The 24,395-nt window shown below is 61.6% G+C and carries 20 protein-coding genes; 12 read left to right on the top strand and 8 right to left on the bottom strand.

Annotated features, from left to right (window positions below):
• Positions 1–121: 121 nt before the first annotated feature.
• The gene (locus ESZ53_RS10090) at positions 122–3,640 is read left to right on the top strand and encodes a bifunctional RecB family nuclease/DEAD/DEAH box helicase (protein WP_129072703.1); all 3,519 of its coding nucleotides are present in this window, start codon (positions 122–124) and stop codon (positions 3,638–3,640) included.
• Between the two features lie 96 nt (positions 3,641–3,736).
• Here the strand turns inward: ESZ53_RS10090 and ESZ53_RS10085 are convergent, their stop codons facing one another.
• On the bottom strand, positions 3,737–4,654 hold the full coding sequence (locus ESZ53_RS10085) for a hypothetical protein (protein WP_371683532.1): 918 nt from the start codon (positions 4,652–4,654) through the stop codon (positions 3,737–3,739).
• 293 nt (positions 4,655–4,947) lie between these two features.
• On the opposite strand from ESZ53_RS10085, the gene ESZ53_RS10080 reads away from it, so the two are divergent.
• Entirely contained in the window at positions 4,948–5,964 is a 1,017-nt protein-coding gene (locus ESZ53_RS10080; RefSeq protein WP_129072701.1) for a class I SAM-dependent methyltransferase, read from the top strand.
• Positions 5,965–5,972: 8 nt separating this feature from the next.
• On the opposite strand, the gene ESZ53_RS10075 is transcribed toward ESZ53_RS10080, so the two are convergent.
• The 4 genes from ESZ53_RS10075 to ESZ53_RS10060 form a co-directional block, all read right to left on the bottom strand.
• A complete protein-coding gene (locus tag ESZ53_RS10075; RefSeq protein ID WP_168187223.1) occupies positions 5,973–7,298 on the bottom strand; it encodes an McrC family protein in 1,326 nt (441 codons plus the stop codon).
• Positions 7,298–9,043, bottom strand: coding sequence for an McrB family protein (locus tag ESZ53_RS10070; protein ID WP_129072699.1), 1,746 nt, complete (start codon positions 9,041–9,043; stop codon positions 7,298–7,300). The genes ESZ53_RS10075 and ESZ53_RS10070 overlap by 1 nt, the downstream gene beginning before the upstream one ends.
• Positions 9,036–10,469: a DNA methyltransferase gene (locus ESZ53_RS10065; protein ID WP_168187222.1), complete on the bottom strand. Its 1,434-nt coding sequence runs from the start codon at positions 10,467–10,469 to the stop codon at positions 9,036–9,038. The genes ESZ53_RS10070 and ESZ53_RS10065 overlap by 8 nt, the downstream gene beginning before the upstream one ends.
• Positions 10,470–11,043: 574 nt before the next feature.
• Positions 11,044–11,769: an NUDIX hydrolase gene (locus tag ESZ53_RS10060; protein WP_129072697.1), complete on the bottom strand. Its 726-nt coding sequence runs from the start codon at positions 11,767–11,769 to the stop codon at positions 11,044–11,046.
• Between the two features lie 88 nt (positions 11,770–11,857).
• Here ESZ53_RS10060 and ESZ53_RS10055 point away from each other — a divergent pair, with 88 nt between their 5' ends.
• From ESZ53_RS10055 to ESZ53_RS10040, 4 genes are all read left to right on the top strand, one after another.
• Entirely contained in the window at positions 11,858–12,808 is a 951-nt protein-coding gene (locus ESZ53_RS10055) for an ARPP-1 family domain-containing protein (protein ID WP_129072696.1), read from the top strand.
• Complete coding sequence (locus ESZ53_RS10050) at positions 12,805–14,004, top strand: hypothetical protein (RefSeq protein ID WP_129072695.1); 1,200 nt, start codon at positions 12,805–12,807, stop codon at positions 14,002–14,004. Before ESZ53_RS10055 ends, ESZ53_RS10050 begins: the two co-directional genes overlap by 4 nt.
• A 71-nt stretch (positions 14,005–14,075) precedes the next feature.
• Entirely contained in the window at positions 14,076–15,491 is a 1,416-nt protein-coding gene (locus ESZ53_RS10045) for an ADP-ribosylglycohydrolase family protein (protein WP_129072694.1), read from the top strand.
• On the top strand, positions 15,488–16,333 hold the full coding sequence (locus ESZ53_RS10040; protein ID WP_129072693.1) for a PHP domain-containing protein: 846 nt from the start codon (positions 15,488–15,490) through the stop codon (positions 16,331–16,333). The genes ESZ53_RS10045 and ESZ53_RS10040 overlap by 4 nt, the downstream gene beginning before the upstream one ends.
• A 74-nt stretch (positions 16,334–16,407) precedes the next feature.
• Here the strand turns inward: ESZ53_RS10040 and ESZ53_RS10035 are convergent, their stop codons facing one another.
• Both ESZ53_RS10035 and ESZ53_RS10030 read right to left on the bottom strand, forming a co-directional pair.
• Entirely contained in the window at positions 16,408–17,403 is a 996-nt protein-coding gene (locus ESZ53_RS10035; protein WP_129072692.1) for a hypothetical protein, read from the bottom strand.
• Complete coding sequence (locus ESZ53_RS10030) at positions 17,400–18,608, bottom strand: heparan-alpha-glucosaminide N-acetyltransferase domain-containing protein (RefSeq protein WP_168187221.1); 1,209 nt, start codon at positions 18,606–18,608, stop codon at positions 17,400–17,402. The genes ESZ53_RS10035 and ESZ53_RS10030 overlap by 4 nt, the downstream gene beginning before the upstream one ends.
• 339 nt (positions 18,609–18,947) lie before the next feature.
• Here ESZ53_RS10030 and ESZ53_RS10025 point away from each other — a divergent pair, with 339 nt between their 5' ends.
• On the top strand, positions 18,948–19,526 hold the full coding sequence (locus ESZ53_RS10025; RefSeq protein ID WP_129072690.1) for a hypothetical protein: 579 nt from the start codon (positions 18,948–18,950) through the stop codon (positions 19,524–19,526).
• Here ESZ53_RS10025 and ESZ53_RS10020 read toward each other — a convergent pair.
• Entirely contained in the window at positions 19,523–20,458 is a 936-nt protein-coding gene (locus ESZ53_RS10020) for a DNA-3-methyladenine glycosylase (protein WP_129072689.1), read from the bottom strand. The two genes, ESZ53_RS10025 and ESZ53_RS10020, sit on opposite strands and share 4 nt — an antisense overlap.
• Positions 20,459–20,500: 42 nt before the next feature.
• Between ESZ53_RS10020 and ESZ53_RS10015 the strand changes: the two genes are divergently transcribed.
• The 5 genes from ESZ53_RS10015 (at position 20,501) to ESZ53_RS09995 (ending at position 24,358) form a co-directional block, all read left to right on the top strand.
• Positions 20,501–20,854: a hypothetical protein gene (locus ESZ53_RS10015; protein ID WP_145963171.1), complete on the top strand. Its 354-nt coding sequence runs from the start codon at positions 20,501–20,503 to the stop codon at positions 20,852–20,854.
• Positions 20,851–21,219: a hypothetical protein gene (locus tag ESZ53_RS10010; RefSeq protein WP_129072687.1), complete on the top strand. Its 369-nt coding sequence runs from the start codon at positions 20,851–20,853 to the stop codon at positions 21,217–21,219. Before ESZ53_RS10015 ends, ESZ53_RS10010 begins: the two co-directional genes overlap by 4 nt.
• A gap of 69 nt (positions 21,220–21,288) precedes the next feature.
• A complete protein-coding gene (locus ESZ53_RS10005; RefSeq protein WP_129072686.1) occupies positions 21,289–22,176 on the top strand; it encodes a rhodanese-related sulfurtransferase in 888 nt (295 codons plus the stop codon).
• Between the two features lie 67 nt (positions 22,177–22,243).
• Complete coding sequence (locus ESZ53_RS10000) at positions 22,244–23,269, top strand: 6-phosphofructokinase (RefSeq protein ID WP_129072685.1); 1,026 nt, start codon at positions 22,244–22,246, stop codon at positions 23,267–23,269.
• A gap of 99 nt (positions 23,270–23,368) precedes the next feature.
• Positions 23,369–24,358, top strand: a complete 990-nt coding sequence (locus ESZ53_RS09995; protein ID WP_129072684.1) for an MDR family oxidoreductase — start codon at positions 23,369–23,371, stop codon at positions 24,356–24,358.
• Positions 24,359–24,395 lie beyond the last annotated feature (37 nt).

Genomic DNA, 24,395 nt, shown 5'->3' with positions numbered 1-24,395 from the left:
GGCGTGGAAGCTGGCTTCGCTCGCGGTGCTCACTGGCTGGCTTCGTTGGCGATGCTCGATTTGGGCGGTTGCGGCACGGGTCACCAAGGATGTCGCTCGCCGGCCATATTCTGATTGAGACATGTACCTTCTCACCGATACCGCTCTCGTCACGAGCGCCAGCGATCTGACCCAAGCCTCGAACTGCGAGTTCGGCTTTTTGCGCGTGCTCGACAAGCGGTTGGGGTTCTCGACTGATCCGCTGCCCGACGACGACGCGATGCTCATGCGGGCGGCCGAACTCGGCAACGCGCATGAGGCCCGGCTGCGGGATCGCTATCGCGACGAGTTCGGTGACGCGATGGTCGAGTTCGATAAGCCTCCGGGGCGGGATGCCGCGGTGCTGCGCGACTACGCGGCACGCACGCGCGATGCTCTGCTGGCCGGCGCGCCCGTCGTTTTTCAGGGCGTGTTCTTTGATGAATCCGACCCGGAGTCGCCATTCATTGGGTACGCCGACTTTCTCGTGAAGCAGCCCGACGGCAGCTATCGGGTGGTCGACTCGAAGCTCTCGCGTCACGTGCGCGTCACCGCGCTGCTCCAGCTAGCGGCGTATCACGAGCAACTTCTGAAGCTGGGCGTTGCCGCCGACGGCACCGTCGAACTGATCCTCGGCAATGACACCTCCGAGCTCGCTGCCGTGGCCGATATCGCCCCCGTGTTTCGGCGCCGTCGCACCCGCATGCACGCGATCATCGCCGAGCACCGCGCTGAAGGTAAGCCGGTCGACTGGCACGACGAACGGTATGCGCGGGATGGCCGCTGCAAGTTCTGCAAGGAACCATCACAGGCAGCCGATGACCTGTTTACGGTCGCGGGATTGCGGGCCGGGCAGCGCACGAAGTTCCTGGCGGCGGGCATCCGCACCCTGACAGACCTCGCGGAAACCGAGGAGCGTCCCGACGACCTGGCGATCCCGAAGGCGAGTTTCGCGAAGCTTCATCTTCAGGCCAAGCTGCAGCACACGGTCGACCCGGCGGACAGCCACGCGAAACCGCCTGTCGTGGTCGTCGACCCCCTGCCGATCGCTAGCCTGCCCGCGCCCAATGCCGGCGACCTCTTCTTCGACTTCGAGGGCGACCCCATGTATTCGGAGCCCGGTATCGGCGGAACGCCGCGCTGGGGCCTCGATTACCTCTTCGGTTGGGTGGATGCCGCGGGCGACTTCGACTGCCTCTGGGCGCACTCCCTTGATGAGGAACGAATCGCGCTGCGGTCGTTCCTGAAGTTCGTCACTGAGCAGCGGCAGCAGCATCCTGGCCTCCACATTTATCACTACGCCGCCTATGAGAAGACGCATCTGCTGAGCATTGCCGCGCGGCATGGCGAGGGTGAGGATGTTGTCGATCAGCTGCTGCGCGAGGGTGTGCTCGTTGACCTGTATCCGATCGTGCGGGGTGCGCTGCGCATCGGAACGCCGTCGTATTCGATCAAGAAACTCGAGCCGCTCTATATGGGCGACGAGGAGCGTGCCGGGGTGACGAACGCCGCCGATTCGATTGGCGAGTACGTGGAGTCGAGCGTCGCGGCCGCCAACGGCAACATGGAACGTGCGACCGAGATTCGGGATGCGATCGCCCGCTACAACGAGTACGACTGCGTCTCGACGCTCAAGCTGCGCGATTGGCTGCGGGCGCTGCCCGAGGTGCAGGGCATGACCGTCGACGTCGACGAGACCGAGCTAGACGTCAAAGCTTTCGAGCCCAGCGCGCTCGACCTTCAACTGCAAGCCCTCGGCGACGACGCCGAGGAGCGAGATGATGACACTGCCGCGAGCGCCTACCGCATGGCCGCTGCCGCCATCGATTATCACCGCCGTGAGGTCAAGAGTTTCTGGTGGGAGCACTACGACCGCCTTGAGCAGCCCTCCGAACTGTGGGAAGACACTCGCGGAATCTTCGTGGTCGACAGCGCAATGCTCACGCTTGACTGGCATAAAGAGGGACGCCAGCGCAACGAACGACGGCACCTGTATCTGCGCGGCCAGTGGGCGCCGGGCAGCAGCGCGCCGCGGCCGGGTGGCGACGTGTTTCTCGTCTACGGCAACCCGCTTCCGTACGTTCCGCCGGGCCATCGCACCGGGCAACGCCTCGCCCGCGCCGTGCGTTTCTCTGACCCCGCCGAGGATGCCGACGGCATCTTCGTGATCGAGACCCGCCCCGACGAGATTCCGGCGTGGGACGAAATGCCCACTCACATCACGCCCGGGCCACCCCCGCGCGCCGACAGCATCGTCGCCGCGATCGAGGCCTGGGGCGAGACGGTCGTTGCGGCCGCTCCCGAGTGGCCCGATGACGCGATGTCCGATCTTCTCCTGCACAAGGCGCCCGCCACGGTGAGCGCGCTCGAACCGATGACGAGTGCGGATGATGGCGTGCGTGCCGTCATCGCCTCGCTGGTCTCCCGAGAGAGCGGCTACCTCGCGGTGCAGGGCCCTCCCGGCACGGGCAAGACGTATCTCGCCGCCCATGTCATCCACGAACTTGTCGAGAGACATCACTGGAAGGTGGGCATCACTGCGCAGTCGCACAAGGTGGTCGAGAACGTTCTCGATGCGGTGGTGCTCGATGCGAACCTGAACCCGGAGCTAGTCGCGAAAGCGGTGCCAACGGGCTTCGACGCGGGCTATTACGCCGACGGTCCCTTCAGCGAGCTGCCTTACAACGGTCACGCGGGTTTCGCCCTCGAGCACGAGAATTCGGGCTACGTCATCGGCGGCACGGCGTGGGATCTGACGAACCGCAAGCGAGTGCAGGCCGACCAGCTCGACCTTCTCGTGATCGATGAGGCGGGCCAGTTTTCGCTCGCGAACACGATCGGTGTGGCGGCGAGCGCGAAACGCATCTTGCTGCTTGGCGACCCGCAGCAGCTTCCGCAGGTGAGCCAGGGCATCCATCCGGCGCCGGTTGATGGTTCGGCGCTGGGTCATGTGATCGGCGAGCTGGCGGTGCTTCCGGATGACTTCGGCTACTTCCTCGAGGAGAGCCGCCGCATGGATGAGGCCGTCACGCGCCCCGTCTCGCAACTCTCGTATGACGGCCTGCTGCGCTCGCACGCGTCAACCGAGGGGCGGATGCTCGCCGGCGTCGCCCCTGGCCTGCACTCGGTTCCGACCGCTCATGTCGATAACTCGACGTTCGCAAGCGAGGAAGCCGATCGCGTGGTGGAGCTGGTGCGCGAACACCTCGGAGCCCTCTGGACTTCGCAGGCCGACGGCTCCCCGAAGCCGCTCGATGAGGACGGCATCATCGTGGTGACGCCGTACAACGCGCAGGTGGAACTCATCCGCGGCCGCCTCGATGCTGCGGGCTATTCGCGCGTGGTCGTCGGCACCGTCGACAAGTTCCAAGGACGAGAAGCAGTCATCTCGATCGTGAGCCTCGCCGCCTCGAGCGCCGACGATGTGCCCCGCGGCCTCGACTTTCTGCTCTCTCGCAACCGCCTCAACGTCTCCATCTCGCGCGCCCAGTGGGCGGCCTACCTCGTCTACTCCCCAGCGCTGCTCGACTCGCTGCCGCAGACTGCGGAAGGGGTCGCGACGTTGAGTCGGTTTATCTCGTTGGTGGAGGGTGTTAGAGTCCCAATCTCAGGGCAAGTGTGACCACGCGGCATTTCAACTGCAGTCCACTGAATAGAAGGGCTCCGAGGGTGTGTAGTCACGCGAAATCGCCTCTCGAATTCCTTCGAGGGCGTTCTGTTAACCACTTAGACGAACCGCCTCCATTTCTTCAAAAACCCCGTCACTCAGGCCGGTAGCGAGGTAACGAAGATACAAACTATCCACCTGAGAACGCTGTCGCGAGCTTCTAGCTGTGTCGCGAAGGACACCCATAAGACGCCCCAAATCAATGACGTGAAGCAATTCGGGATCTTCCATCACGTCGCGATAACGCTCCGCCCCCAGAGGTGACTTCGTGTCCAGAGGATGGTGCACGAAAAGTACGTGGGCCGGAATGTCAGAGATCAATGATCCGAGCGCATGTAGTCGAGACAATTGGTCCTGCGCTCCTTTTTCAAAACTCGACTGCCGTCCGCGCCAAATCCGCATCTTCGAATTCGCTAGTTCGTAAAATCCCTGCGCACCCTCGGATGCTTTTCTTTTACTGAATTGGTCGGCAAGCTTTGTTTCAATGACAACGCCACCGTGCGACGTTCCAACAAAAGCGTCGGCTATTGTTCTATCCAAATGCCCCGCGCTCCTCAGTGCAGGTTGGTACTCAATCTGCAGATTTTCCGCGCGGCCGACTTCTTCCATACCCAACGCAGATAGCACGCGCGTCAACCATCCAAGATCGTTGCCTAAGGGAGCGAATAGGTTGAGAGTGAGCGTTTGGCTAGACGTGAGGTAATGCTCGCAACGATACGGTTCGACTCCCCACCCGATCAGCCTGCGTTCGCGATATGCCGCAAGCGCCTCCGGCGAGGTGAAATTAACCCCTTTTTCGGCCCATTTCGCGCTGAGGATGCTTCCCATTTCTCGAGCGTTGGGAGGGGGCGTCGCCCCCCACTCCTGTGCTCGTAGCACTTCGACGCGGTACCAAGACTGATGCGCGCGTATGCGACGCGATAGTTTAGGGTCAGTCCGCCGCTGGGGTCCGTAAATGTCAAGTTCCATCTAAACCTCACAGACCACTTGCATAGATCGATTGTTGCAGCCGACAGCAGTGTTCATTGGCTCAGGACATCACGAAACGACAAAAACAGCGCATTCGCTAGAAGAAGTTTGTCGCGGATCCACTAGCGTCGCCGAGCAGGACAGGAATTTTGACTGCGAATACTCACCTGGCTGATCATCAGCATCTGGAGACACGGAAGCAGCTCAGGTCGCGTTCCCCAAATCCTCCTCAGCCGTCCCCGCTATTGATAATCCTTCTTTAGACTAGAAGTTCAGATCTAATCAGTGGATGGATGTTCGGTTTTATGCCTCACGATGCAACCAGCTCGCCTGCTACAGCCGATACAGCTCCGGCAACAGCTAGGGACCAGACAGACGACGCCAAGAGCGCAACCGTTGGGTCCCCCGACATGAACGTATGGATGGTGGGCCAACAAGTCAGCCCTACGCAACGACGCGGCAGGTACGAGCCTGCTACATTCGGGCACCCCGCAAAGATGCTTCCTGAACTCGCGCGGCGGATCGTTGAAACATATTCGCGGGAAGGCAACACTGTTGTCGACTTGATGAGTGGCATCGGGACGACTGGCGTCGAATCGATCTGGCTAAATCGTAATTATGTCGGGGTGGAGATCGAACATGAGTATTATGCGATCCAGAAAGCCAATTTAGATTTGGCAAAGTCGCAAGGAGCGCTCGGCCAGTGGTCACTCAATGTTGGCGATGCACAGGATGACTTTGGCATCCGAGAAGTAGACCTCGTCACGTTTTCGCCTCCCTATCACGACGCAATTCACAATCAAGGCAACGAGCTCGAGCGGATAAAGAAAAAAATTGCCAGCGGATCAGCGTCTCAAGCGCTAGTCCGCAGGTTTGCCAATTGGAATGAGTCCACTGAGCAGGCAGCTGCTGGTACCCGCTCGAAAGGCTACTCCTCCAACGTCACAAACATTGGCCACCAAAAGGGAGACACATTTAGAGCATCAATGAGCCAAATTTACGCCCGCGCGTTCGCTTCCCTGCGACCAGGAGGCTACCTAGCGGTCGTGACGAAAGATCAGCGGGATCGCAAGACCGGAGAACTGACAGACGTATATGGAGATACTGTCAAGGCTTGCAAAGATGCCGGGTTCCAGCTCCACCAGCACATCGTCGCGATTCTTTGTAAAGTCGATGAAAATTCAGGAAAGATTACCCCGCGTACTTCACACTGGCAACGAATCGCTGTAAATAAGTCTCTGGGAACCGATCGCGTTATCTTGCTCGGCCAGTTTGAAGATGTGGCAGTTTTTCGGAAGCCGGCCTTGTAATTTCGAAGCTACCCGTTCACACGCGCAGCGCTGGGAACCAGCTCGTGAATAGCTAAAATAAGCGTGTCTGCTTCGGACTCTAGGTCAACCGAATCGAGCGGAAACCTGCAGACGAACACCCCTACATCGCCAATATAACCATGGCTCGTAAATTCAATGACTTTATCTGCTCCTTCGGTGGGGTAGACAAGCAATATATCCCTCGCCCCATAGGCGCCGGCGTGCGCCACTGCTTGATAAACGTCGTGAATGTCGCGGCTCGATTTGTACTTGGCGTCGCCCACGATAACCGGCACTCCGTTCAATGCGAACGTCAGATCTGGCTTCGCTGGTCTATTCGAAGCTATTGATCTAAATCCATCGGGCAAGCTACGATCGCGCGAACTGAGCAGCGGCCTCTGGTGACTTTTAGCTGTGTCCCAACACTCAAATCCTTGAAACATTTTCGCTCTGGTTGCGAGCGTGTGAAAGAGCATGTTTTGAAACACCTCTTCCATGTCGACGACCATGGGCGCCAAGTCAACATCGGCAGCGGAGTCACTCTCCAAGTTCACCCCTATTTCATCCAAGAGCATGAGCGAAAGTGTAAGCAGTGGACGGAACGACACGAATGGCTCGTCCGAAGGTTTCTCTTGCAGGTGGCGCCTCAGCGATGGCAGGAACGCCCGACTGCGATCGGGTTGAATCGATCCGAAGACTTGGTGTGCATCAGATAGGTCTTGCATCACACCAGCATCTGGGTTTGAAGATACCTTCGGATACACCCGTTGCGAGAGCCATAACGCATATTCCAGCGCTTGATTCAGATGATTTTGAGGGCTGAAGTCGAAATATTCGAACATAACTCGATCAAAACTTGCTTTGGGCCAAAACTTGGAAATAGTCTCTCCTGGAAGTGCACGCCCGCGCACCGTCTGGCCTTCGCCCAGTGTCCTCGTGTACTCACGAATCGGTCCGAGTCGGAACAACGTCGCCAACTCACGGTGAAACGCACGAACTAGTAACTCCAACATGCTGAGATCCGAGCCTTGCCCATAGGCGCGTTCGAGCAAACTGATGAGCAACGGCGGCTGTTCAGCCAGAGTAAGAATCTGGATAAGCTGCGTGGTGGAAACTTTGGTTGAGACTCGAAGGACTAAATAGCGACCAATCGGAATAATCCCGACGTATTTGCCCGCTGTTAGGAAGAACTTCCCTCGACGAACCCGAATCGCAAAATATTGTCTTTCCTCAAACTCTGGCCCAAGCGCTAAGAGCGCACTTACATGTCTCTCGTCTTCGACAACAATCTCGCCGCGCTCGACGACGTCTAAATACTCGATGGGACGAGTCATTACCATCCGGCGATCATGGTGTTGAACGCCAGAGATATCCGCTCCAGATCTTCTGGAACGTATTTCAGCTCTTGCTCGAACAAGGGTGAGAGTTTGTAATCCCAGAGCCGCTGAAGGCTATCCTCGTCTCTCACCGCCATAAAGTACGCATGGCCCAGGCCTCCGTGCGGCATTACCTCTTGGCACACATTGAAAAAAACTAGAACTCTATCGACCAGTTCATCACTGACTCCATTCATAGCGAGCAAATCCTTGAGAATTTTAGAATCCGGCTTCATCTGTATAACTTCGAAACGTCGTTGCATAGCCACATCAATCGCTGAAACTGAGCGGTCATTAGGATTCATCGTGGCGATGATGACGAGATTTGCGGGTATTGATAGAGTTCTGCCCGACGACAGTCGAAAAGGCTTATCCCGGTAATCTGGTTCCATATATGTAAGAGCCTCACCAAAGATGCGACCCGCATCTCCACGGCTGAATTCATCGATTACCAAGACAGCCATCTCGCCGTTTTCCGCTAGCCTGCAGACTTCCGCGAAGACCTTCCATTGCCTCACAAAACTTGGAAGTTGTTGCCCAGGAACCAGTTCGGGCACGAAGCCCTCCATGAAGTCCTCATACCCATACGATGCGTGAAATTGCACAAGCCGAATCTGTGCAGCGTTTCCACTGACGATTCTGCTGGCAAGCTGTCGCGCGTACCAAGACTTACTAGTACCTGGCGGCCCCGTAAGCAGGAAGGACCGAGAACCATCCTTAATCAGTTGTTCCACTTCAAGCGCAAGGGCATCGTCGTCATCGATTCCGACGTCGATCTGCTCACTTTCGTCAGTGGGTTTGCTACGGCCGTTCGAATCGCCGGCAGCAGGCTCTAGATCTACTGGGCGACCAAAATCTGCCATCCAGCTCTCCGCCGACAACGCCTCCTGGAAGACGGGTTCGTTCGCCAGTACCGCATCGATCATCGGTAAGTAATATCGGTTGAATTGGTAGGTCGAGCTATCCGGCTTTTCTATAAGGGGTGGTAAGCGACCGATCTGTGTTCCAGCTCGGCCCATCCAATACTTAGGCTCGGCATTCGCACCGGTTAACCGCGGAGGAAATACCAAATCAAGCTCAGCCTCAGTCTTACCTGAGTTCGCGTTGGAACGGAATTCCCTTATCGATTCAATCGTTGCCTGAATGTCCTCCTGGCGATGAAGCCGGAACACAAACCTCTGCAGCTCCTTGATCGTGACTCGGTCATCACATTCGCGCATTATCTTCCATATCGTCCAGTATGGGAAAATATCGCTGGAGTCCCGTAGCGTCGTGGTGCCTTCACCTCGGCCCGTGGGCCTCTCCGGATTATTGAGTTGAAATCTAGCCAGCAGCTCCAAAAGAAACGGCGGTACCGCTCCAAGGAAGCTAGGCAGGTCACCGAGCAAAGCTAAAGCCTGATGCCCCGCAGCCGTGACACTGATTTTTCCTTCATGGACCGCGATCCACCCGGTCTCTCGATACGCTTGAATCGCGGTTTGAAACTTGCCTCCGTGGCGTTCGGACACATTTCCAGTGATTGTCGCGTACTCATCGTCGATTAGATGCTTGGCAGCGTCGAAGTCTTCGCCGTCGTGTCTCGCCGCTATCTGAAACATTTGGATCGCGCGAGGCGTCAACGAACTATCCCTAGCCTGATGCCAATAGAAGTCACCCGCACCGCCATTAGCGTTGTTAGAGGAAGCTTCGATTTGGTCAGGCATTTCTCTCCTTCTTTAGCACAACGATCGACTCGCGGAGATACCCTACAAGTGGCTCCATCGCTCTACGTTGCTGCGAGCTGGTAGTAAGGTGCCTAGCTACCGCCACTCGATCCACGCCAAAGCCGAGCTCGACGGCAATCTTGGCGAGCAACACGTCGGTGGGAATGACAACACCGCCGTATGCAGAGTTCCCGATCACAATATGGCACTCGCCGCCGTCGGACAGAGTCCTGTAGACGCCCGCTAGCAACTCGCGCATATCCAGAAAATAGGCGAATATGGTTTTCGGGATCTTAGAGTTCCAGAGCTTCGTAGGGTCGATTTGCTCAACGAGCGCGTATAGCTCGCTAGGTAAAGTACGTGCCTCTGGCACCACAATCGGCATCTCTACGTGTGAGCGCAGAGCTCGCTCGCCTATCGCTCTAACATCAGCGTAAGTTTCCACAAGGCCCGACATCCAAAGCTCGACCTTAAATATCTTCATGTAGTTGAAGTTGTTGCAATAAGGCGGCGAGAAGATGGCGAGTGAAATTGACTGATCTTTCACTCCATCAATTCCTGTAACTGAAGACACTTCATGCACAACCGGAGACGCCAACTGGACGTCCGGCTCCACATCCTCAAGCATCGCGTGAAACTGCGAAGCTAGCCGAGACTTAACCAAGCCCCACCCTTCGATTTCGAATCCCGGGACTTGCTCCCAAGGAATCGTCGTGTAGCCGTTCGAGGTGCGCTTTCTGTTCCGATATTTGATGCCGTTGCCCTCTTTGAAGACATTGGAAACGCCCTCGAGGGTGGACAACCAGCCAGTCATGAGGAAATCATTGACATTGCCCGCCGGCACTTCATCGATTATCTGACGTATAGTCAACAAAGCGTTTAGAACGTCGGTCCTGAACACTTTGTCCAAGATACCGAGAGCAGGCCGCTTGGCCATAGGCTGACCGGGAGCGGCCATCTGCACCTGTCGAAGAACGCGTCGTATACTTTCGATGTCCGCTGTCGAGTAGTTGTGCGTCTTGGCTCTCGCCACAATTGACACAATAGGGTTTACCTCAAAGCCTATCGAGGGTATACCTGCTTGGTGCGCCGCCACCAGGGTCGAACCAGCGCCAGAAAATGGATCGAGAATTGAGACAGTTTCGATGTCGAGTTGTCTAACCGCGCGATCAATCAATTCAGGAGAGAATCCTTCGCGATATCGGAACCAGCGTTGAAAACGTTCGCCGCTGTTTGGCGAGGAGTGGACAAGATCGGCGGCGGAGCTATCTTCGAACACGTTGAACGATGAGTCAAGCACGCTGAGAATTTTTTCCTGCTTGCGCACCTGAGAGTCAATCGACTCATTGAGTTTTTCTGCGGAAGCTTCCAAGGCGTCAAGCCCCCCCTCTCCGGAGATTGCGACACTATCAGTTGACTTCGACACAGCTGCCAATTTTGCCTTCCGAGGATTTTGCGTTGATCATGCGCGTCGCGAAACTAAACCGTTCCCGCAAGAACGCATGCTTCGCCATTTTAGGCGTCGTTCGATCGAAGTTGGTGCCGGCGGCGATCGAATTCTCTCAACGTCGGCACGTTGGGCCATCGAACCCCTGCGCGCCACTGGGCGTACGGGTCAATAAATCCGATCACGCAGCACCAACGGAGCACCCCACGCCACAACAACCCCATCTACTTCCGAGCAGGACGAGCCGAAGCCGACGTTTCCTCCTCCGCTAGCCGCCCGACCTTCGGCACGGCAATAAGAGCACTGCGCGAAAGGCTTTTCCTATTCGTGAGTTGACCCTTCTTCGGCGGCTCGGGCGAAAAGCGCTCTTGTGCGCGACCGCCCTCGAAGTAACCCTCTACTGCACGCCCAAGGGCTAACGCGAGGGTACGAAAAGGGGGCACCGCGAATGCGTTGTTGCGCGATTTCATGCCTAGCCGCGCACAGCCTTCGGCGAAGATATGCAGTCTGCCCGGAATCCCAGTGATTGGATTAAGCTCAGCCTTGCTTTGGGTTACCTATAACCAGTCGCACTACAGGCTTCCGTAAACATTTCGAATAACCGCGCCGGCTTCCCCACCGTGCCGGCGGCGAGCTCGCCCGTCGCGGCGAGCTGCGGCTCCATGGCGCGCCGGAAGCTGTCGCGCATGAGGGGTTCGCCGGCGACGGTTTCGTGCAGGTGCTTTAGTTGGCGCAGGGTGAAGGGGTGCTCCAGCAGACCGGCCGGGTCGGGGGCTGACGCGTAGCGTGTGCGGAGAGTGGCCACCGCTTGGTCGAGGATGTCGTTGTGGCCATACGGGAGGGCGCCAGCATCCGCCACCGGCACTACCTTCGCGAGGGACTCGTCGATCGTGAGGCTAGGCCACGGCACCACATCGAGGTGAGCGACCGAGAGCACCCACCCGCGATTGTCGCGGGCGGGGTCATCGAAAACGTGGAGTTGGCGGGGCGACAAGCCCGAGACTCCGGCCTTCGTACGGAGCGAGCGCAGTACGGCATCCGCCAGCAACTCACCCTCGTGCAGGAAGGTGCCCGGCAGGCGCCAGGTGGTGCCAGCACCAGTGCCAGCACCGGTGCCAGTGCCAGTGCCAGTGCCAGCGCCGACGCCAGCGCCAGCGCGCACCAGCAGCACGCTGAGCGCGCCGCGCGGCGGAACCGTGAGCACCGCGGTGTCGACGGCGACGGAGGGGCGCGGGTAGTCGGTCAGGGCCCGGTCGTGCGAGTCGCGGTAGATCTCCATACGCACGATTATCGCAGATTCGCGCTAAATGTCAGTGGGGTGTCATATTCTGAATTTGCGCAACAGTGCGCTAACTATCGGAGGCATCATGAACAGAGAGATTCACCGCCACCAGAACAGACCACTCCCCCAGCTCCACGTCGGCCACGGCAGCCACCACGGTGCCCTCAGCATCTTCCCCCTCTGGGTCGACTCGCCCCGCGTCACCGGCCTCGACTGGAAGGCCAGCAGCATCCGCACCGCTGAACGCGAAGGCTCCCCCGTCGTCGGCGAACTCGTGCTGCACAACAGCACCACCCGCCCCGTCGTCGCCCTCGAAGGCGACCTCCTGAAAGGCGGATGGCAGGATCGGATGCTCGCCCGCAGCCTTCTGCTCGAACCCTTCGAGGCGCGCGTCGCCGAAGTGTTCTGCGTCGAAGCCGGACGTTGGGGCGCACGCTCAACGGACGCCTCAGCAGCCCACGAGGCCAGCGGCCGCCGCAGTGCGCTCAGCGTGCGGCGCGGCGACGCAAGTGGCGGCAGCGGCGAGCGCGGCGGTAGCCAGCAGTCCGAAGTGTGGCAGCGCATCAGCCGCTTCGAGAACACCCTCGGCGCTACGGCCAGTTCGTCGATGCTCGATCATCTCGACCGTTCCGCGCCACTCGAAGCCCGCCCGCTCGACGGCCAGCGCGGCGTCATCATCGGCATCGGCGGCCGCGTAATCGGAGCAGAACTCTTCGGCAACACTGCCGGGCTGCGCAGCCGGTGGCAGGGCATCCTCGCGGCCGCCGCCTTGGACGCCCAGCTCGCCCCGCAGCGACGCACCACCGCCCACGATGCCCGCGTCTTCACCCGTCACCTGCAGGCCGTGACCCTCGAAGACGGCGGAGACGCGGGGCTCGCCCGCGCAGTACGGTCGCAACAGGGCCGACTGCGGGCATCCGGAATCGTACAGACGAACGCGCACACCAACATGCACACCCACACCAGTGCACCAACAGCCAGCATCATCCACCTCACCGCGTTTGACGACGCGCACCCCCTATTGGAGAACGCATGAGCGAGAGCCCCTTCTACGACGACGACTTCAATGACTGGCTGATGAAGCCCCGACCACTGCTGCCCACGTACGTGCCGCTGCACGAGATGAGCGAGCACCCCATTCTGCGGCGAGCGCTCGCAACGGGAACCGAAGCGGACGCCCCACTGGAATGGCCCGGCTTGAACTCAGAGCAAAGGCGCGCGGTTACCGAGATCCGCCTCATCGATCACCACGACGGGGTCGCTGTAGCCATCCCCCCGCACTTCAACCTCGACGTGTTCATCACCGACGCTAACGAGGAGGAAGCACCCCCGCTCCTGAGTGGACGCTACGGTGATGAGCAGCGCTACTACACCCAGGCCACCGACACAGGGTTCCACACGGTCGGCATCTTCACGGCGATCACCATTAAGGACCGGCGTCGCTACTTTCAATGGATCGTCGATCACTGGCAGGAGATTGGGCAGAGCATGTTCCTCTACTACCGAGACGACGACGATACCCACTTCTGCAACGTCCGCGAAAGCGATATCGAGCAGGTAGCGCCGGGTGCCACTGACATCGCGCCGAAACGCGAGATTCAGGATGTCGCGGTCACCGAAACCGCCGATGCTGACGCTGCTGCTACTGATGCCGCTGCCGACGCCGCTGATGCAGCTGATGCCGACGACCCTGCTGCTGACAGCAACTCCGACGCCGAACCCGACACCAACAACGAAAAGGATGACCCCATGGATGAAGAAGACGACATGCTCATGACCGAAGTGGATGCGATGGTGCAGCACGGCATCGCCGTCGGCATTGCGTCGATCGCCCACCGCGGGCAGACCGACAAGCTCGGCTACGACTACATCGATCACCCTGCCCGCGTGGCCGAGAGCTTCGATTGGTTGAACCAGCCGGTCGAGCACTGCGCCGCATGGCTGCACGATGTGATCGAAGACACCGACATCACCGCCACTGACCTGCTGAAGGCCGGCATGCTGCCCGAGATCGTGGAGGCGGTCGTGCTGCTGACTAGGCGAGAGGATGTCGCCGACGCCGACTATTACGAACGCATCCGCCAGCATCCGGTCGCTCTCGCGGTGAAGCTCGCAGACATTGATGACAACCTCGCCGAGTGGCGTTTTCGCAAGCTCGACTACGACCTTCAGGTGCGGTTGTCGAACAAGTACTTCAACGCCCGGCAGCTGCTGCAGGCGACTCCCGAGTGAAGCGCTCGCGCTGAACCCCAGCCGAACGACTCACCCCTTGACGATGAAGCATCCGACCCCACGGAGACCCCATGAAACTTTCTAGTGCCCAAACTGATCGCGCCACCGGCGTGATGCTCGCGATGGCGTGCGGCGATGCTCTCGGCGCCGGCTACGAATTCGGGCCTCCTTTCGAGGGCGAGGTTGAGATGAAGGGTGGCGGCGGCTTCGGCTGGGCTCCCGGCGAATGGACCGACGACACCTCCATGGCCGTGCCCATCCTGCGCGCCGCGGCCACCGGTCGCGACCTGCGCGACGAGGCTGTGCTCGACGAGATCGTCGCGGCCTGGGTCAACTGGGCCAAGACGGCTCCGGATGTCGGGGTGCAGACCAGCGGAGTGCTGCGCGGCATCGAACCTACCGCGAGCGCCGCCCGCGCATCCGCCCGCCGCGTGCACGATGCTCGCGGTCGCAGCGGCGGCAACGGCTCGCTCATGCGCACCGCCCCGGTCGCGCTCGCCTACCTCGGTGACGCGCAAGGGCTCGCCGAGGCGGCCCGCGCGATCAGCGACCTCACCCACTTCGATGAGGATGCCGGCGACGCCTGCGTGCTCTGGAGCCTCGCGATCCGTCACGCGATCCTCACTGGCGAAGCGGATGTTCGGGTCGGGCTCTCGGCCCTCGCCCCCGACCGCGCCACCCGCTGGGCCGCGTTCATCGCGGACGCCGAGACCCGGCAGCCCCGCGACTTCACCAAGAACGGCTGGGTTGTGGAAGCGCTGCAGGCCGCGTGGTCGGCGATCGTCAACGGCGAGAGCCTCGTCGACACCCTCGAGCGTGCCGTGCGGGGTGGCCGTGATGCCGACACCGTTGCCGCGATCGCGGGTGGTCTCGTGGGTGCCCGCTGGGGACTCTCCGCGATTCCCGCCGCCTGGCAGCGCATCGTGCACGGCTGGCCGAACCTCACGAGCCTCGACCTCGTGCGTCTCTCCAGCAAGACCGTGCGGGGCGAGCCGGTGCCCGAACGCATCGACTACACCGAGTTAGGCGACGTGTCGACGTTGGTGCAGCATCCGCACGACGCTGGCGTCTGGCTCGGGGCAGTCGGCGCGCTCGACATCCTTCCGCCCGAAGTGGATGCCGTGGTGTCACTCTGCCGCATCGGCTCTAAGCAGGTGCCTGCCCGCATCCGCCACCGTGTCGAGGTGCGCCTGATCGACAAGTCGACGCCCTCCGAAAACCCGAACCTGCTCTTCGTGCTCGCCGATGCAGCGGATGCCGTGGCCGCCCTGCGCGCCGAAGGCCACACGGTGCTGCTCCACTGCGTGCAGGCGCACAGCCGCACCCCCACCGTCGCTGCGCTCTATGCCGCGCGGCACCTCGGGGTACCGATAGACACCGCGTTGGCTGAGGTGCGCGCGGCCCTGCCGAACGCTCGCCCGAACGGGGCGTTTCGGGCGGCGCTTGCCGACGCTAGTTTGGTCCCAACAAAGGGAGCATCCGAATGATGATCGATCTCCACACGCACTCGGCGGTCTCCGATGGTCTCGACTCCCCTGCCGAGCTGATGCGTTTGGGCGCCGAAGCTGGGCTGTCGGTCATCGGCCTCACCGATCACGACACGACGGCGGGCTGGGCAGAAGCATCCGTCGCCGCACAGCAGCAGGGCATCCGCTTACTTCGTGGTGCCGAGCTTTCTACGACGGATGCCCGGGGCGGCACAGTGCACATGCTGGCGTACCTGTTCGATCCGAACGCGCCTGAGCTGCTCGCAGAACTCGCGAAAGCTCCCCAGCAACGGGAGGATCGTGTCCGGGCGATTATCGAGCGCCTCCAGCAGGATTTCGCTGTCTCGTTCGAGTCGATTACCGAGCGCGCCGGTGTCGGCACGATGCTGGGCAAGCCGCACATCGCGGCCGAGCTAGTGGCGATAGGAGCGGTCCCTACTCCGCGTGACGCTTTCACGAATATTCTCGCGGACGGCAGCAAATACCTTGTCCCCTTGATACGGATGAGCCCGCTCACCGCTGTTGACCTCGTACAGAAAGCCGGCGGAGTCACGGTCATCGCGCATCCGCGAGACGGAGGGCGGGGCAATGGCCTTACCGCCGCCGAGATCGCTGAGCTGCGGGATGCCGGACTCTTTGGTCTCGAAGTTGACCACCGCGAGCACACCGCCCTTGCCCGCGCAGAACTCACCGCTCTCGCAACCGACTTAGGACTGCGGATGACCGGCTCCAGCGACTACCACTCGACAGTCAAGCCCAATCGCCTCGGCGAAAACACCACTGCCCCCGAGGTACTCGAGGAGCTCCTCGCGAGCGCGACCTCGGGGATGGGGCTCCTGTAGTCAGGGAGCACAACGTGCCGGCGACACCGGTCAGGGAGACTGCGGGCGATCAACAAAAACATCGCTCCGCAACCTCACCAATACCGCACCCAGAACTGCTGATCCTGGTGGAACAGTTCGCTCTCGCCGTGGCGGGCGACCGGGTAGTAGGTGCCATGCAGCCAACCGAAGTTTGCGGTGTGGGCTCCGGTGCGCTTCTCGTCGGTTGAGCCCTCGATGGGTTCGGTCGCGAAGGCGGCGTCGGTGGCGGCATCCGATACTCGGTCGAACAGTTGGCGACGCGGGTCGGTGGCGCAGGTGGCGGCGGCTTGGAAGCCGGCACCGAAGTCGGTGGCCCACAGGGTGTCGTCGATCGCGATGTGGTCGGGATGCGGGTACGCGAAGCATCCCTCGTAGCCGCCCTCAGGGGTGGAGTACGAGCCGACGATTCCGGCGATGCGAACATCGTCGCTCACCAGCTGTGGCACAAAAGTGTCGATCGTTGAGTCCAGCGCCCAGGCCACTTCGGCTTCGCTGAGGTCGCCATCGCCGAGATCGAAGACCAGCAGGGCTCCGCGGTCGTCGAGATCGCGATACACATCCACGGTGGTCGACACGAGGCACTCGTCGGTTTCGTCGATGCGGCAGACGACACCGTCGGGATCGGGCACCGGTGCCGAGGTTTCGACCGGCGCAAACCGACCGGGCACGGTCGCATCCGAGTCAGCCATGTCGACGAAGTAGTTCACAAACGAGTTCACTCGCGCCTCAGCACACGCCTCGCTGTACTGCGCCTCGGGCAGCGGCTCAGGCGCCGGCTCCAACTCGGGCTGCCAGCCCGCTTCGAGCCCTTCGGGGGAACAGAAACCGGTTTGCTCGCCGCGGGTCAGCAACACAACGACGCTATACACATCCGCTCGATCCTCGAACAGAGACCAGTACTGAAACTCGTCATCCGGATGCGGGCCAACATAGATCACGGCGCTCGGCTCGACCGTGTTGCGGGCCTGCGCAATCGCGCCCAACCCCACGGTCACCGCCACTATGGAGGCGACGGCCACCACCCACTTCGCTACGCGCTGGCCCCTCATGGCTTCACATACCAGCCACGACGGTGCAGCACGATCGCGAGCAGCACCCACGCCGCGAGCCACAGTGTTGTCCACACCACTTGCGCGAGCATCGCCGAGGGGAACAGCTGAGCAAAGTGGTCAGCGATTGACACGCCTCCTGGCAATGGCCGGCGCAGCAGCGCCATCAGCAGGTGAGAGCCAAAGTAGGCCAACAGGCTGTTGCGTCCGAGGGCGACCCACGGCATCCAGAATCTGCTCTGTCTCTCAGTGCGGAATCCGCTGGAGGGCAGGGCGATTTGGCCGAGCCAGAGCAGCACCGCGGCGAGCGCCGCAATACTGAGGGCGAAGGGTGCCGTCCAGAGTCGCTTCATCGGGGGCACCGGGCCACCGGCCAGCAGGTCGGAGCCGAGCCACAGCACGAGTGCAAAACCCACCAGCGCGGCAATCGCGAGAACGATCGGCACAGTGGTGATCGGAAGGCGCGTCGAGCTCGAGGCTTCGCTCCTGCGGAAATGCAGGATGAGGTGGCCGAGAGTCGCGCCGGCTGCCGTCGACACGAGGGCACCGAAGATCGCGACAATGCCCTCCGGGTCATGCCCGGCAACACCGTTCGTATAGATATGGGATGCCCCGAAGAGGAGTGAGTCGAGCGGGCCCGAGGGGTTGCACTCGGGCGTCAGCAGGGTGGCGACGCAGGCGCGCGCGAAGATCGAGAGCAGTGCCGTGTGGGCGACCGCCAGCAGGATGGTGAGCAGCGCCCAGCCGCGCCAGCTGCGCGTCACGAGATGAAGCAGTGCCATCACGATGATGACTACGGCGTAGAGCTGCAGCACTCCCGTGAATCGCAGTTCTGTCAACGACGTGGTGGCATCGACGACCGCGTTGTAAGCGAGGCCCAGCGCGAGCAGCACGAGTGCGCGCCGCACGACTCCCCACGGCTCGACTCGACGGTGGAAGGCAAACGCCATTCCGCAGCCGGCAAGCGTGACGAAGAGCGGAAAGATCAGGTCGATGGGCATGACACTTGCCCACGACGCGTGGCCAAGCAGCGGGATCGAGATGATGGCGCTATTGACGCCCAAGCTCGCGACGAGCATCCAGCCCCGCGCCCAGTCGAGAGCGTCGATGCGCCCCTTCGTCACTGGTGCCGACGCCGCTGAAGCCGCTGCCGCTGGTGCCGCCGCCGCTGGAGCGGTGTTTGCCGACTCGCGCTCGTTGGCCATGCGCTCCCGAATCCCGGCTTGCGGCCGACGTGACTGATGCAATCGGTGCCGCCTGCGGGCGTGGACTGCTGTGCAGCAGAATACCACCGGGCTTGCGCACCACGAACGGCTCGCAACACGAATCATGATCGTGGGCGAATGGATACTCCGCAACGTGACAGAGTCTTCACACCAGCAATTTTCTGGTTGACGCCGATGGCTATCTCACGAGGCACATCTTTGCCCTCTTGGCCCCACAAGGGCGCACGCGCTTTGGCAACTGGCTCAGCATAGAATTCTCGTCGACAGATCCGCCAGAAGACTTTGCTCACAGTTCCATCGATTGGGCATCGAACCGCTATGGCCTCACCCCGCCGCGACGCCGCCCCCTCGAAAAAAGAGATCAACCACATGAAGAAGCTGCCCGTGGATAGCGATGGCTACCTTTCTTGGAAGGTCTTCGATGTCGTCGTTGACGAGTCGCGCTTCGCCCCGCCCCCAGCGCTCAAACGCTCGCTAGTCATCATGATCTGTGGATGGGTGACCTTCGCAGGCGGAGCATTCCTGGCACGGGAACTCGCAGACTGGAGAATCCTAGGGTCAGCTGTGCTGATCCTTGCAGGGCTGGGGTTTCTTGTTGCCTTGGTCTCCGGCATTATCTGGCGCATTTACCTCTACAAACCCGAGGTCCGCATCCCCGGCGGCATCACACTGCCCGACGGCGTCGCGGAGCAGTTTGTTCGCTGGGCCGACGGCCGGTACGGCGTGACCCTTACCTCCGCTGAGGTCGCGACGCTACTGGGCTGCGACGACCGCGGCAACACCATCACTATCGATGGCGCCGAGATTATGATCGCCACACCGGCGGGGTTCTCTCCCCATTCACGATTCGGCCTCACGGCGCCGATCACCGGAATTGAACTACCGATTCGCGGTTAGTGCCCGCGGTGATCCTGAATAGTCATGCGCGGCCCGAACGCTGGCTTTCGAAAGCCGGATGCCGTGATGAGTCGCACAACCCGCTGACGGTGGCCGCGCCAGGGCTCGAGCAGTTCGAGCATCCGCTCATCGTCGACGGGTTCACCAATGAGGGCCCAGCCGACGACCGCGGCAAGGTGGTAGTCGCCAACGCTAGGGCTATCGGGATCGGCGTGGGAGCGCTGCATGGTTTCGGCGGCCGTCCACACGCCAACGCCCACGACTGATCGCAGCGCGGCTTCGATGCGTGGCCCGCCACGCCCCCAATCGGCCGTGCGTTCGAGGGATGCCGCCACTTGCGTCGCGCGCATCACGGTCGCCGAGCGCTGGGGCCCGACTCCCGCGCGGTGCCACTCCCACGACGGAATACGCGCCCACTCCTGCGGCGACGGCACGACCCGCATCCCGGCCGGAGCGGGCCCGGGCGCTGGCGACCCAAACTTGGTGACGAGGATGCGCCACCCGCGCTTCGCCTCGATGCCCGTGACCTTCTGCTCCAGAATCGCCATCACGAGCGCCTCGAACACAAGCTTGGTGCGAGTGAGCCTTAGCCCTGGATTCTGCCGCTGGGCCTCAGCCGCGAACGGAAGCGCCGATACATCGAAGTCGCTCCAGTCGTCGCCCTCCCCCAGCAACTCGGGAACGCTGTCGATCGCCCACTCGGCTCCGGCGCCCCACGCAGTGCACTCCACGTGCGACTGGTGCTGCACGAGACGCAAAGTTGCGGGACCAGCCGGGGTGAGCATCGTGCGCCAGGTGCCCGCGGCATCCACCTGCATGGTCGGATCGCCGGCACCACGCTTCAGCGGCCGCAGCGTTGCGCGCACATCGACGGGCCGCCCGGGCGCGAAACGCAGGCGCAGAGGCTCGGCGGCGGCGAGCGCGTCAGTCATGCGCCCTAGATTACGCGCCACCCCTGACGTAGAGTTTGTCTCATGATATGGATGGCTGTGGCGGTGATCATCGGAATAGGCACCGGAGTTCTCTGGTGTGATGCGCGCACTCCCCTCTACAGAGCGCTGCCCACTCTTGTCGCACTCACGCTGGGGATGGTCGCGACAATGCTGCTCGTTGCAGCGACCAATGGCGGCCCATCCCTCAGCTATGGGTTCCTTGGGGGCTTGATCGTCACACAAGTTGCCTACACCCCGTGGCTCTGGTCGAAGGTCTTTCCCGAGGCAGGTTTCACCTATTGGCAGCTTGCAGTGCGTCAGTTCACCCACCCGCGCGCTCTCCGCAGGGAGTATTCAATGCTTCTCGGCGATGACAACGCCCACCCCGCGCGATGATCACCTTCACCACCATGCTCCTCCTCGGCGCTTATGCCGGGATGCTCAACGTGGATGCCCGCAAGCCGCGCTCCAGTCGGCCAGCCCTCGTGGGCAGCCTGCTTGTCTCTGCGGCCGCAGCGGTCTTCAGCATCAGTTTCGACCGCACTAACTGGGCCGCCCCTTTCATTTTCTTGGCAATCTTCTGGCTCTCCGCCGCGCTCTACGCCGCCTGGGGTTGGACTAATCGCTTTCCCGAAGCCGGGATGTCGTTCTGGGCGTTCTTTGTGCGCGAGCTCTACGACAACTCCTTCACAGCCAAGCAGTACGCCACGATGCTCGCCGAACGCGAACTCTCCGAAGGCCAGACCACCGCCGCTGGCTAAACTGCGCTCATGCTTCTCTTTGCCGCCGCCGAAGCCGCTGCCCCCAGCCAACAGCCGTAAACTTGCCGTGTGGCTGTTCCCAAGATTCTTCTCTTCTACGTGTTCACGCCGCTGGCCGATCCGGAGGCTGTGCGGTTGTGGCAGCGCGACCTCTGCGAGTTTCTCGGGCTCGGCGGTCGCATCATCCTCTCCAAAGACGGCATGAATGGCACCGTCGGCGGCGAACTGAAAGACATCAAGCGCTACGTGCGCAAGACGCGCGAGTACCCGGCGTTCAAGAACATCGATTTCAAGTGGAGCGAGGGCCAGGGCAACGACTTCCCGAAGCTCAGCGTGAAGGTGCGCGACGAGATCGTCAGCTTCGGCGCTCCCGGCGAGCTGCAGGTCGACGAAAACGGGGTGGTCGGCGGCGGCACGAAGCTCAGCCCCGAAGAACTCCACGAGCTCGTGGCCCGCAAGGACGTGACCTTCTTTGACGGTCGCAACCCCATCGAGGCCGCAATCGGTAAGTTCACCGATGCGATAGTTCCGGATGTCGACACCACTCGTGATTTCGTCGCCGAACTCGACAGCGGCAAGTACGACCACCTCAAGAACACCCCCGTTGTCACCTACTGCACGGGCGGCATCCGCTGTGAGGTGCTCTCCTCCCTCATGCGCAGCCGTGGGTTCGGCGAGGTCTACCAGCTCGACGGCGGCATCGTTCGCTACGGCGAGAAGTACGGTGACTCGGGCCTCTGGAATGGTTCGCTGTACGTGTTCGACAAGCGCATGGCCATCGACTTCACGGCCGACACGAAAGCAATCGGCGAGTGCTACCAGTGCGGCACCGCCACCAAGCGCATCGAGAACTGCCACAACAAGGCCTGCCGCGAACAGTTCGTGGTGTGCGATGAGCATGCAGCCACCACGGCGTGCGCCGAGCATCCGATCGCCAGCTTCACCGGTGTTAAATAACACCCGAAGTTAACAATTTCTGGCTTTCATGGCTTTCCGGCCGAAAAGTATGCGCGATGATGGTTGCATGAAGATCGGAATCCTGACCAGCGGTGGCGACTGCCCCGGGCTGAACGCGGTTATTCGCGGCATCGTGCTCAAGGGCACGCAGGTGTACAACAAAGAGTTCGTCGGCTTCCGCGACGGCTGGCGTGGAGTTGTTGAAGGCGACGCCATGCCCCTCGAGCGCAAAGACATCCAGGGCATCTCCAAGCAGGGTGGCACCATTCTGGGCACCTCACGCACGAACCCCTTCGAGGGCACCAACGGCGCGGACACTGTTCGCGAAAACATGGAGCGCCTCGGCGTTGACTCCCTCATCGCCATCGGTGGCGAAGGCACCCTCGCTGCTGCCAAGCGGTTGACGGATGCCGGAATCAAGATCGTGGGCGTTCCTAAGACGGTGGACAACGACCTGTCGGCCACCGACTACACGTTCGGCTTCGACACTGCCACGCAGATCGCCACCGACGCCATGGACCGCCTGCGCACCACCGGTGACTCGCACGGCCGCTGCATGGTTGCCGAGGTCATGGGCCGCCACGTCGGCTGGATCGCCCTTCACTCGGGCATGGCTGCCGGCGCGCACGCGATCCTCATCCCCGAACAGAAGACATCGATGGCGCAGATCGTGGAGTGGGTAAATTCTGCTCGCGACCGCGGCCGCGCTCCGCTCGTTGTGGTGGCCGAAGGCTTCACCCTCGACACGATGGATGACGCTCACTCCGAACGTGGACTCGACGCGTTCGGTCGCCCCCGCCTCGGCGGCATTGGCGACCAGCTCGCGCCCGAGATCGAAGCCCTCACCGGCCTCGAGACTCGCTCGACCACTCTGGGTCACATTCAGCGCGGTGGAACTCCCAGCGCCTACGACCGCGTTCTCGCCACCCGTTACGGCCTCGCTGCCGTCGACGCCGTCATCCACGGTCGCTGGGGCCGCATGGTCTCCCTGCAGGGCACCGAGATCACCAACGTGGCATTCGAAGATGCGCTCGGCAAGCTCAACACGGTGCCGCAGTCACGCTACGACGAAGCGGCCATCCTCTTCGGCTAAACGCACTTTCGAAGCGCGAGCATCGCGGGCCGTGGCCTGCGTTGCTCGCGCTTTGTCGTGGCTGAGGCGAAACTCAGCCTGCGGTTCTAGGCTGGCGGTATGTGGCGTGGAATCGAAGTAACCAAGAACGAGTCCGACCCGAAAGCTCCGGCACACGTCGCGCTTTCTGAGCAACTGGATGACACCATCCTGATGCCGGGAGACGTCACGATCGATGTCGAGTTCTCTAGCCTTAACTACAAAGACGGCATCGCGCTCACGGGCAAACCGGGCATCGTTCGCGCGCCGTACCTCATCGCGGGCATCGACCTTGTCGGCGTCGTCGCTGAGTCGACTGACGAACGCTTTATAGCTGGTCAGCGTGTCTTAGTGACCGGTTGCGGCCTCAGTGAAACCCACCATGGTGGTTTCGCCGAGCGCGCCCGCGTTCCCGGTGATTGGGTCGTTCCCGTGCCCGCCGGCATCAGCAACCATCAGGCCGCCGCGATCGGCACCGCCGGATTCACCGCGATGCTCTCGGTGCTCGCGATCGAGCGCGGCGGAGTCTCCGGCGAGGTGCTCGTGACCGGGGCGGCCGGCGGAGTCGGTTCCGTGGCAATCGCGCTCCTGAGCAAGCTCGGGTACAGCGTCACGGCATCCACTGGTCGCGAAAGCGAACACGACTACCTTCGCTCACTCGGCGCCAGCACGATCATTGACCGCGCCGAGCTGAGCGCCGAGCCGAAAGCCCTCATGAAACAGCGCTGGGGTGGTGCGATCGACGCCGTCGGTGGCACCACGCTCGCCTCGGCCATCGCCGCGACAGAATACGGCGGCACCGTGACCGCCTGTGGCAACGCGCAGTCCAGCGAGCTGCACACGAGCGTGATGCCGTTCATTCTGCGCGGCGTGAGCCTCGTGGGCATCAACTCGGTCTTCACCCCGCGCGAGCTGCGCCTCGAAGCGTGGAGCCGCCTCGAGCGCGATCTCGACCTCGCGAGTCTCGAATCCACGACCTCGACCATCGGCCTCAGCAACACGATCGCTGCTGGCGCGGACATCATGGCCGGCCGCATCCGAGGTCGCACGGTTGTTGACGTGCACGGCTAAACCGCACCACCAACATCCCGGCCTCGGCACCCGGCTG

The organism is Salinibacterium sp. UTAS2018 (assembly GCF_004118935.1).
Lineage (GTDB): Bacteria > Actinomycetota > Actinomycetes > Actinomycetales > Microbacteriaceae > Rhodoglobus.
This window is presented reverse-complemented; position numbering and strand designations above follow the sequence as displayed.

Coding starts and splice junctions, on each gene's coding strand:
- ESZ53_RS10045 (WP_129072694.1), top strand. CDS start 14,076: ATGAAACTTTCTAGTGCCCAAACTGATCGCGCCACCGGCGTGATGCTC.
- ESZ53_RS10070 (WP_129072699.1), bottom strand. CDS start 9,043: ATGCCTGACCAAATCGAAGCTTCCTCTAACAACGCTAATGGCGGTGCG.
- ESZ53_RS10030 (WP_168187221.1), bottom strand. CDS start 18,608: ATGGCCAACGAGCGCGAGTCGGCAAACACCGCTCCAGCGGCGGCGGCA.
- ESZ53_RS10015 (WP_145963171.1), top strand. CDS start 20,501: ATGATATGGATGGCTGTGGCGGTGATCATCGGAATAGGCACCGGAGTT.
- ESZ53_RS10000 (WP_129072685.1), top strand. CDS start 22,244: ATGAAGATCGGAATCCTGACCAGCGGTGGCGACTGCCCCGGGCTGAAC.
- ESZ53_RS10085 (WP_371683532.1), bottom strand. CDS start 4,654: ATGGAACTTGACATTTACGGACCCCAGCGGCGGACTGACCCTAAACTA.
- ESZ53_RS10010 (WP_129072687.1), top strand. CDS start 20,851: ATGATCACCTTCACCACCATGCTCCTCCTCGGCGCTTATGCCGGGATG.
- ESZ53_RS10090 (WP_129072703.1), top strand. CDS start 122: ATGTACCTTCTCACCGATACCGCTCTCGTCACGAGCGCCAGCGATCTG.
- ESZ53_RS10055 (WP_129072696.1), top strand. CDS start 11,858: ATGAACAGAGAGATTCACCGCCACCAGAACAGACCACTCCCCCAGCTC.
- ESZ53_RS10035 (WP_129072692.1), bottom strand. CDS start 17,403: ATGAGGGGCCAGCGCGTAGCGAAGTGGGTGGTGGCCGTCGCCTCCATA.
- ESZ53_RS10080 (WP_129072701.1), top strand. CDS start 4,948: ATGTTCGGTTTTATGCCTCACGATGCAACCAGCTCGCCTGCTACAGCC.
- ESZ53_RS10075 (WP_168187223.1), bottom strand. CDS start 7,298: ATGACTCGTCCCATCGAGTATTTAGACGTCGTCGAGCGCGGCGAGATT.
- ESZ53_RS10025 (WP_129072690.1), top strand. CDS start 18,948: ATGGCCTCACCCCGCCGCGACGCCGCCCCCTCGAAAAAAGAGATCAAC.
- ESZ53_RS09995 (WP_129072684.1), top strand. CDS start 23,369: ATGTGGCGTGGAATCGAAGTAACCAAGAACGAGTCCGACCCGAAAGCT.
- ESZ53_RS10050 (WP_129072695.1), top strand. CDS start 12,805: ATGAGCGAGAGCCCCTTCTACGACGACGACTTCAATGACTGGCTGATG.
- ESZ53_RS10060 (WP_129072697.1), bottom strand. CDS start 11,769: ATGGAGATCTACCGCGACTCGCACGACCGGGCCCTGACCGACTACCCG.
- ESZ53_RS10040 (WP_129072693.1), top strand. CDS start 15,488: ATGATGATCGATCTCCACACGCACTCGGCGGTCTCCGATGGTCTCGAC.
- ESZ53_RS10020 (WP_129072689.1), bottom strand. CDS start 20,458: ATGACTGACGCGCTCGCCGCCGCCGAGCCTCTGCGCCTGCGTTTCGCG.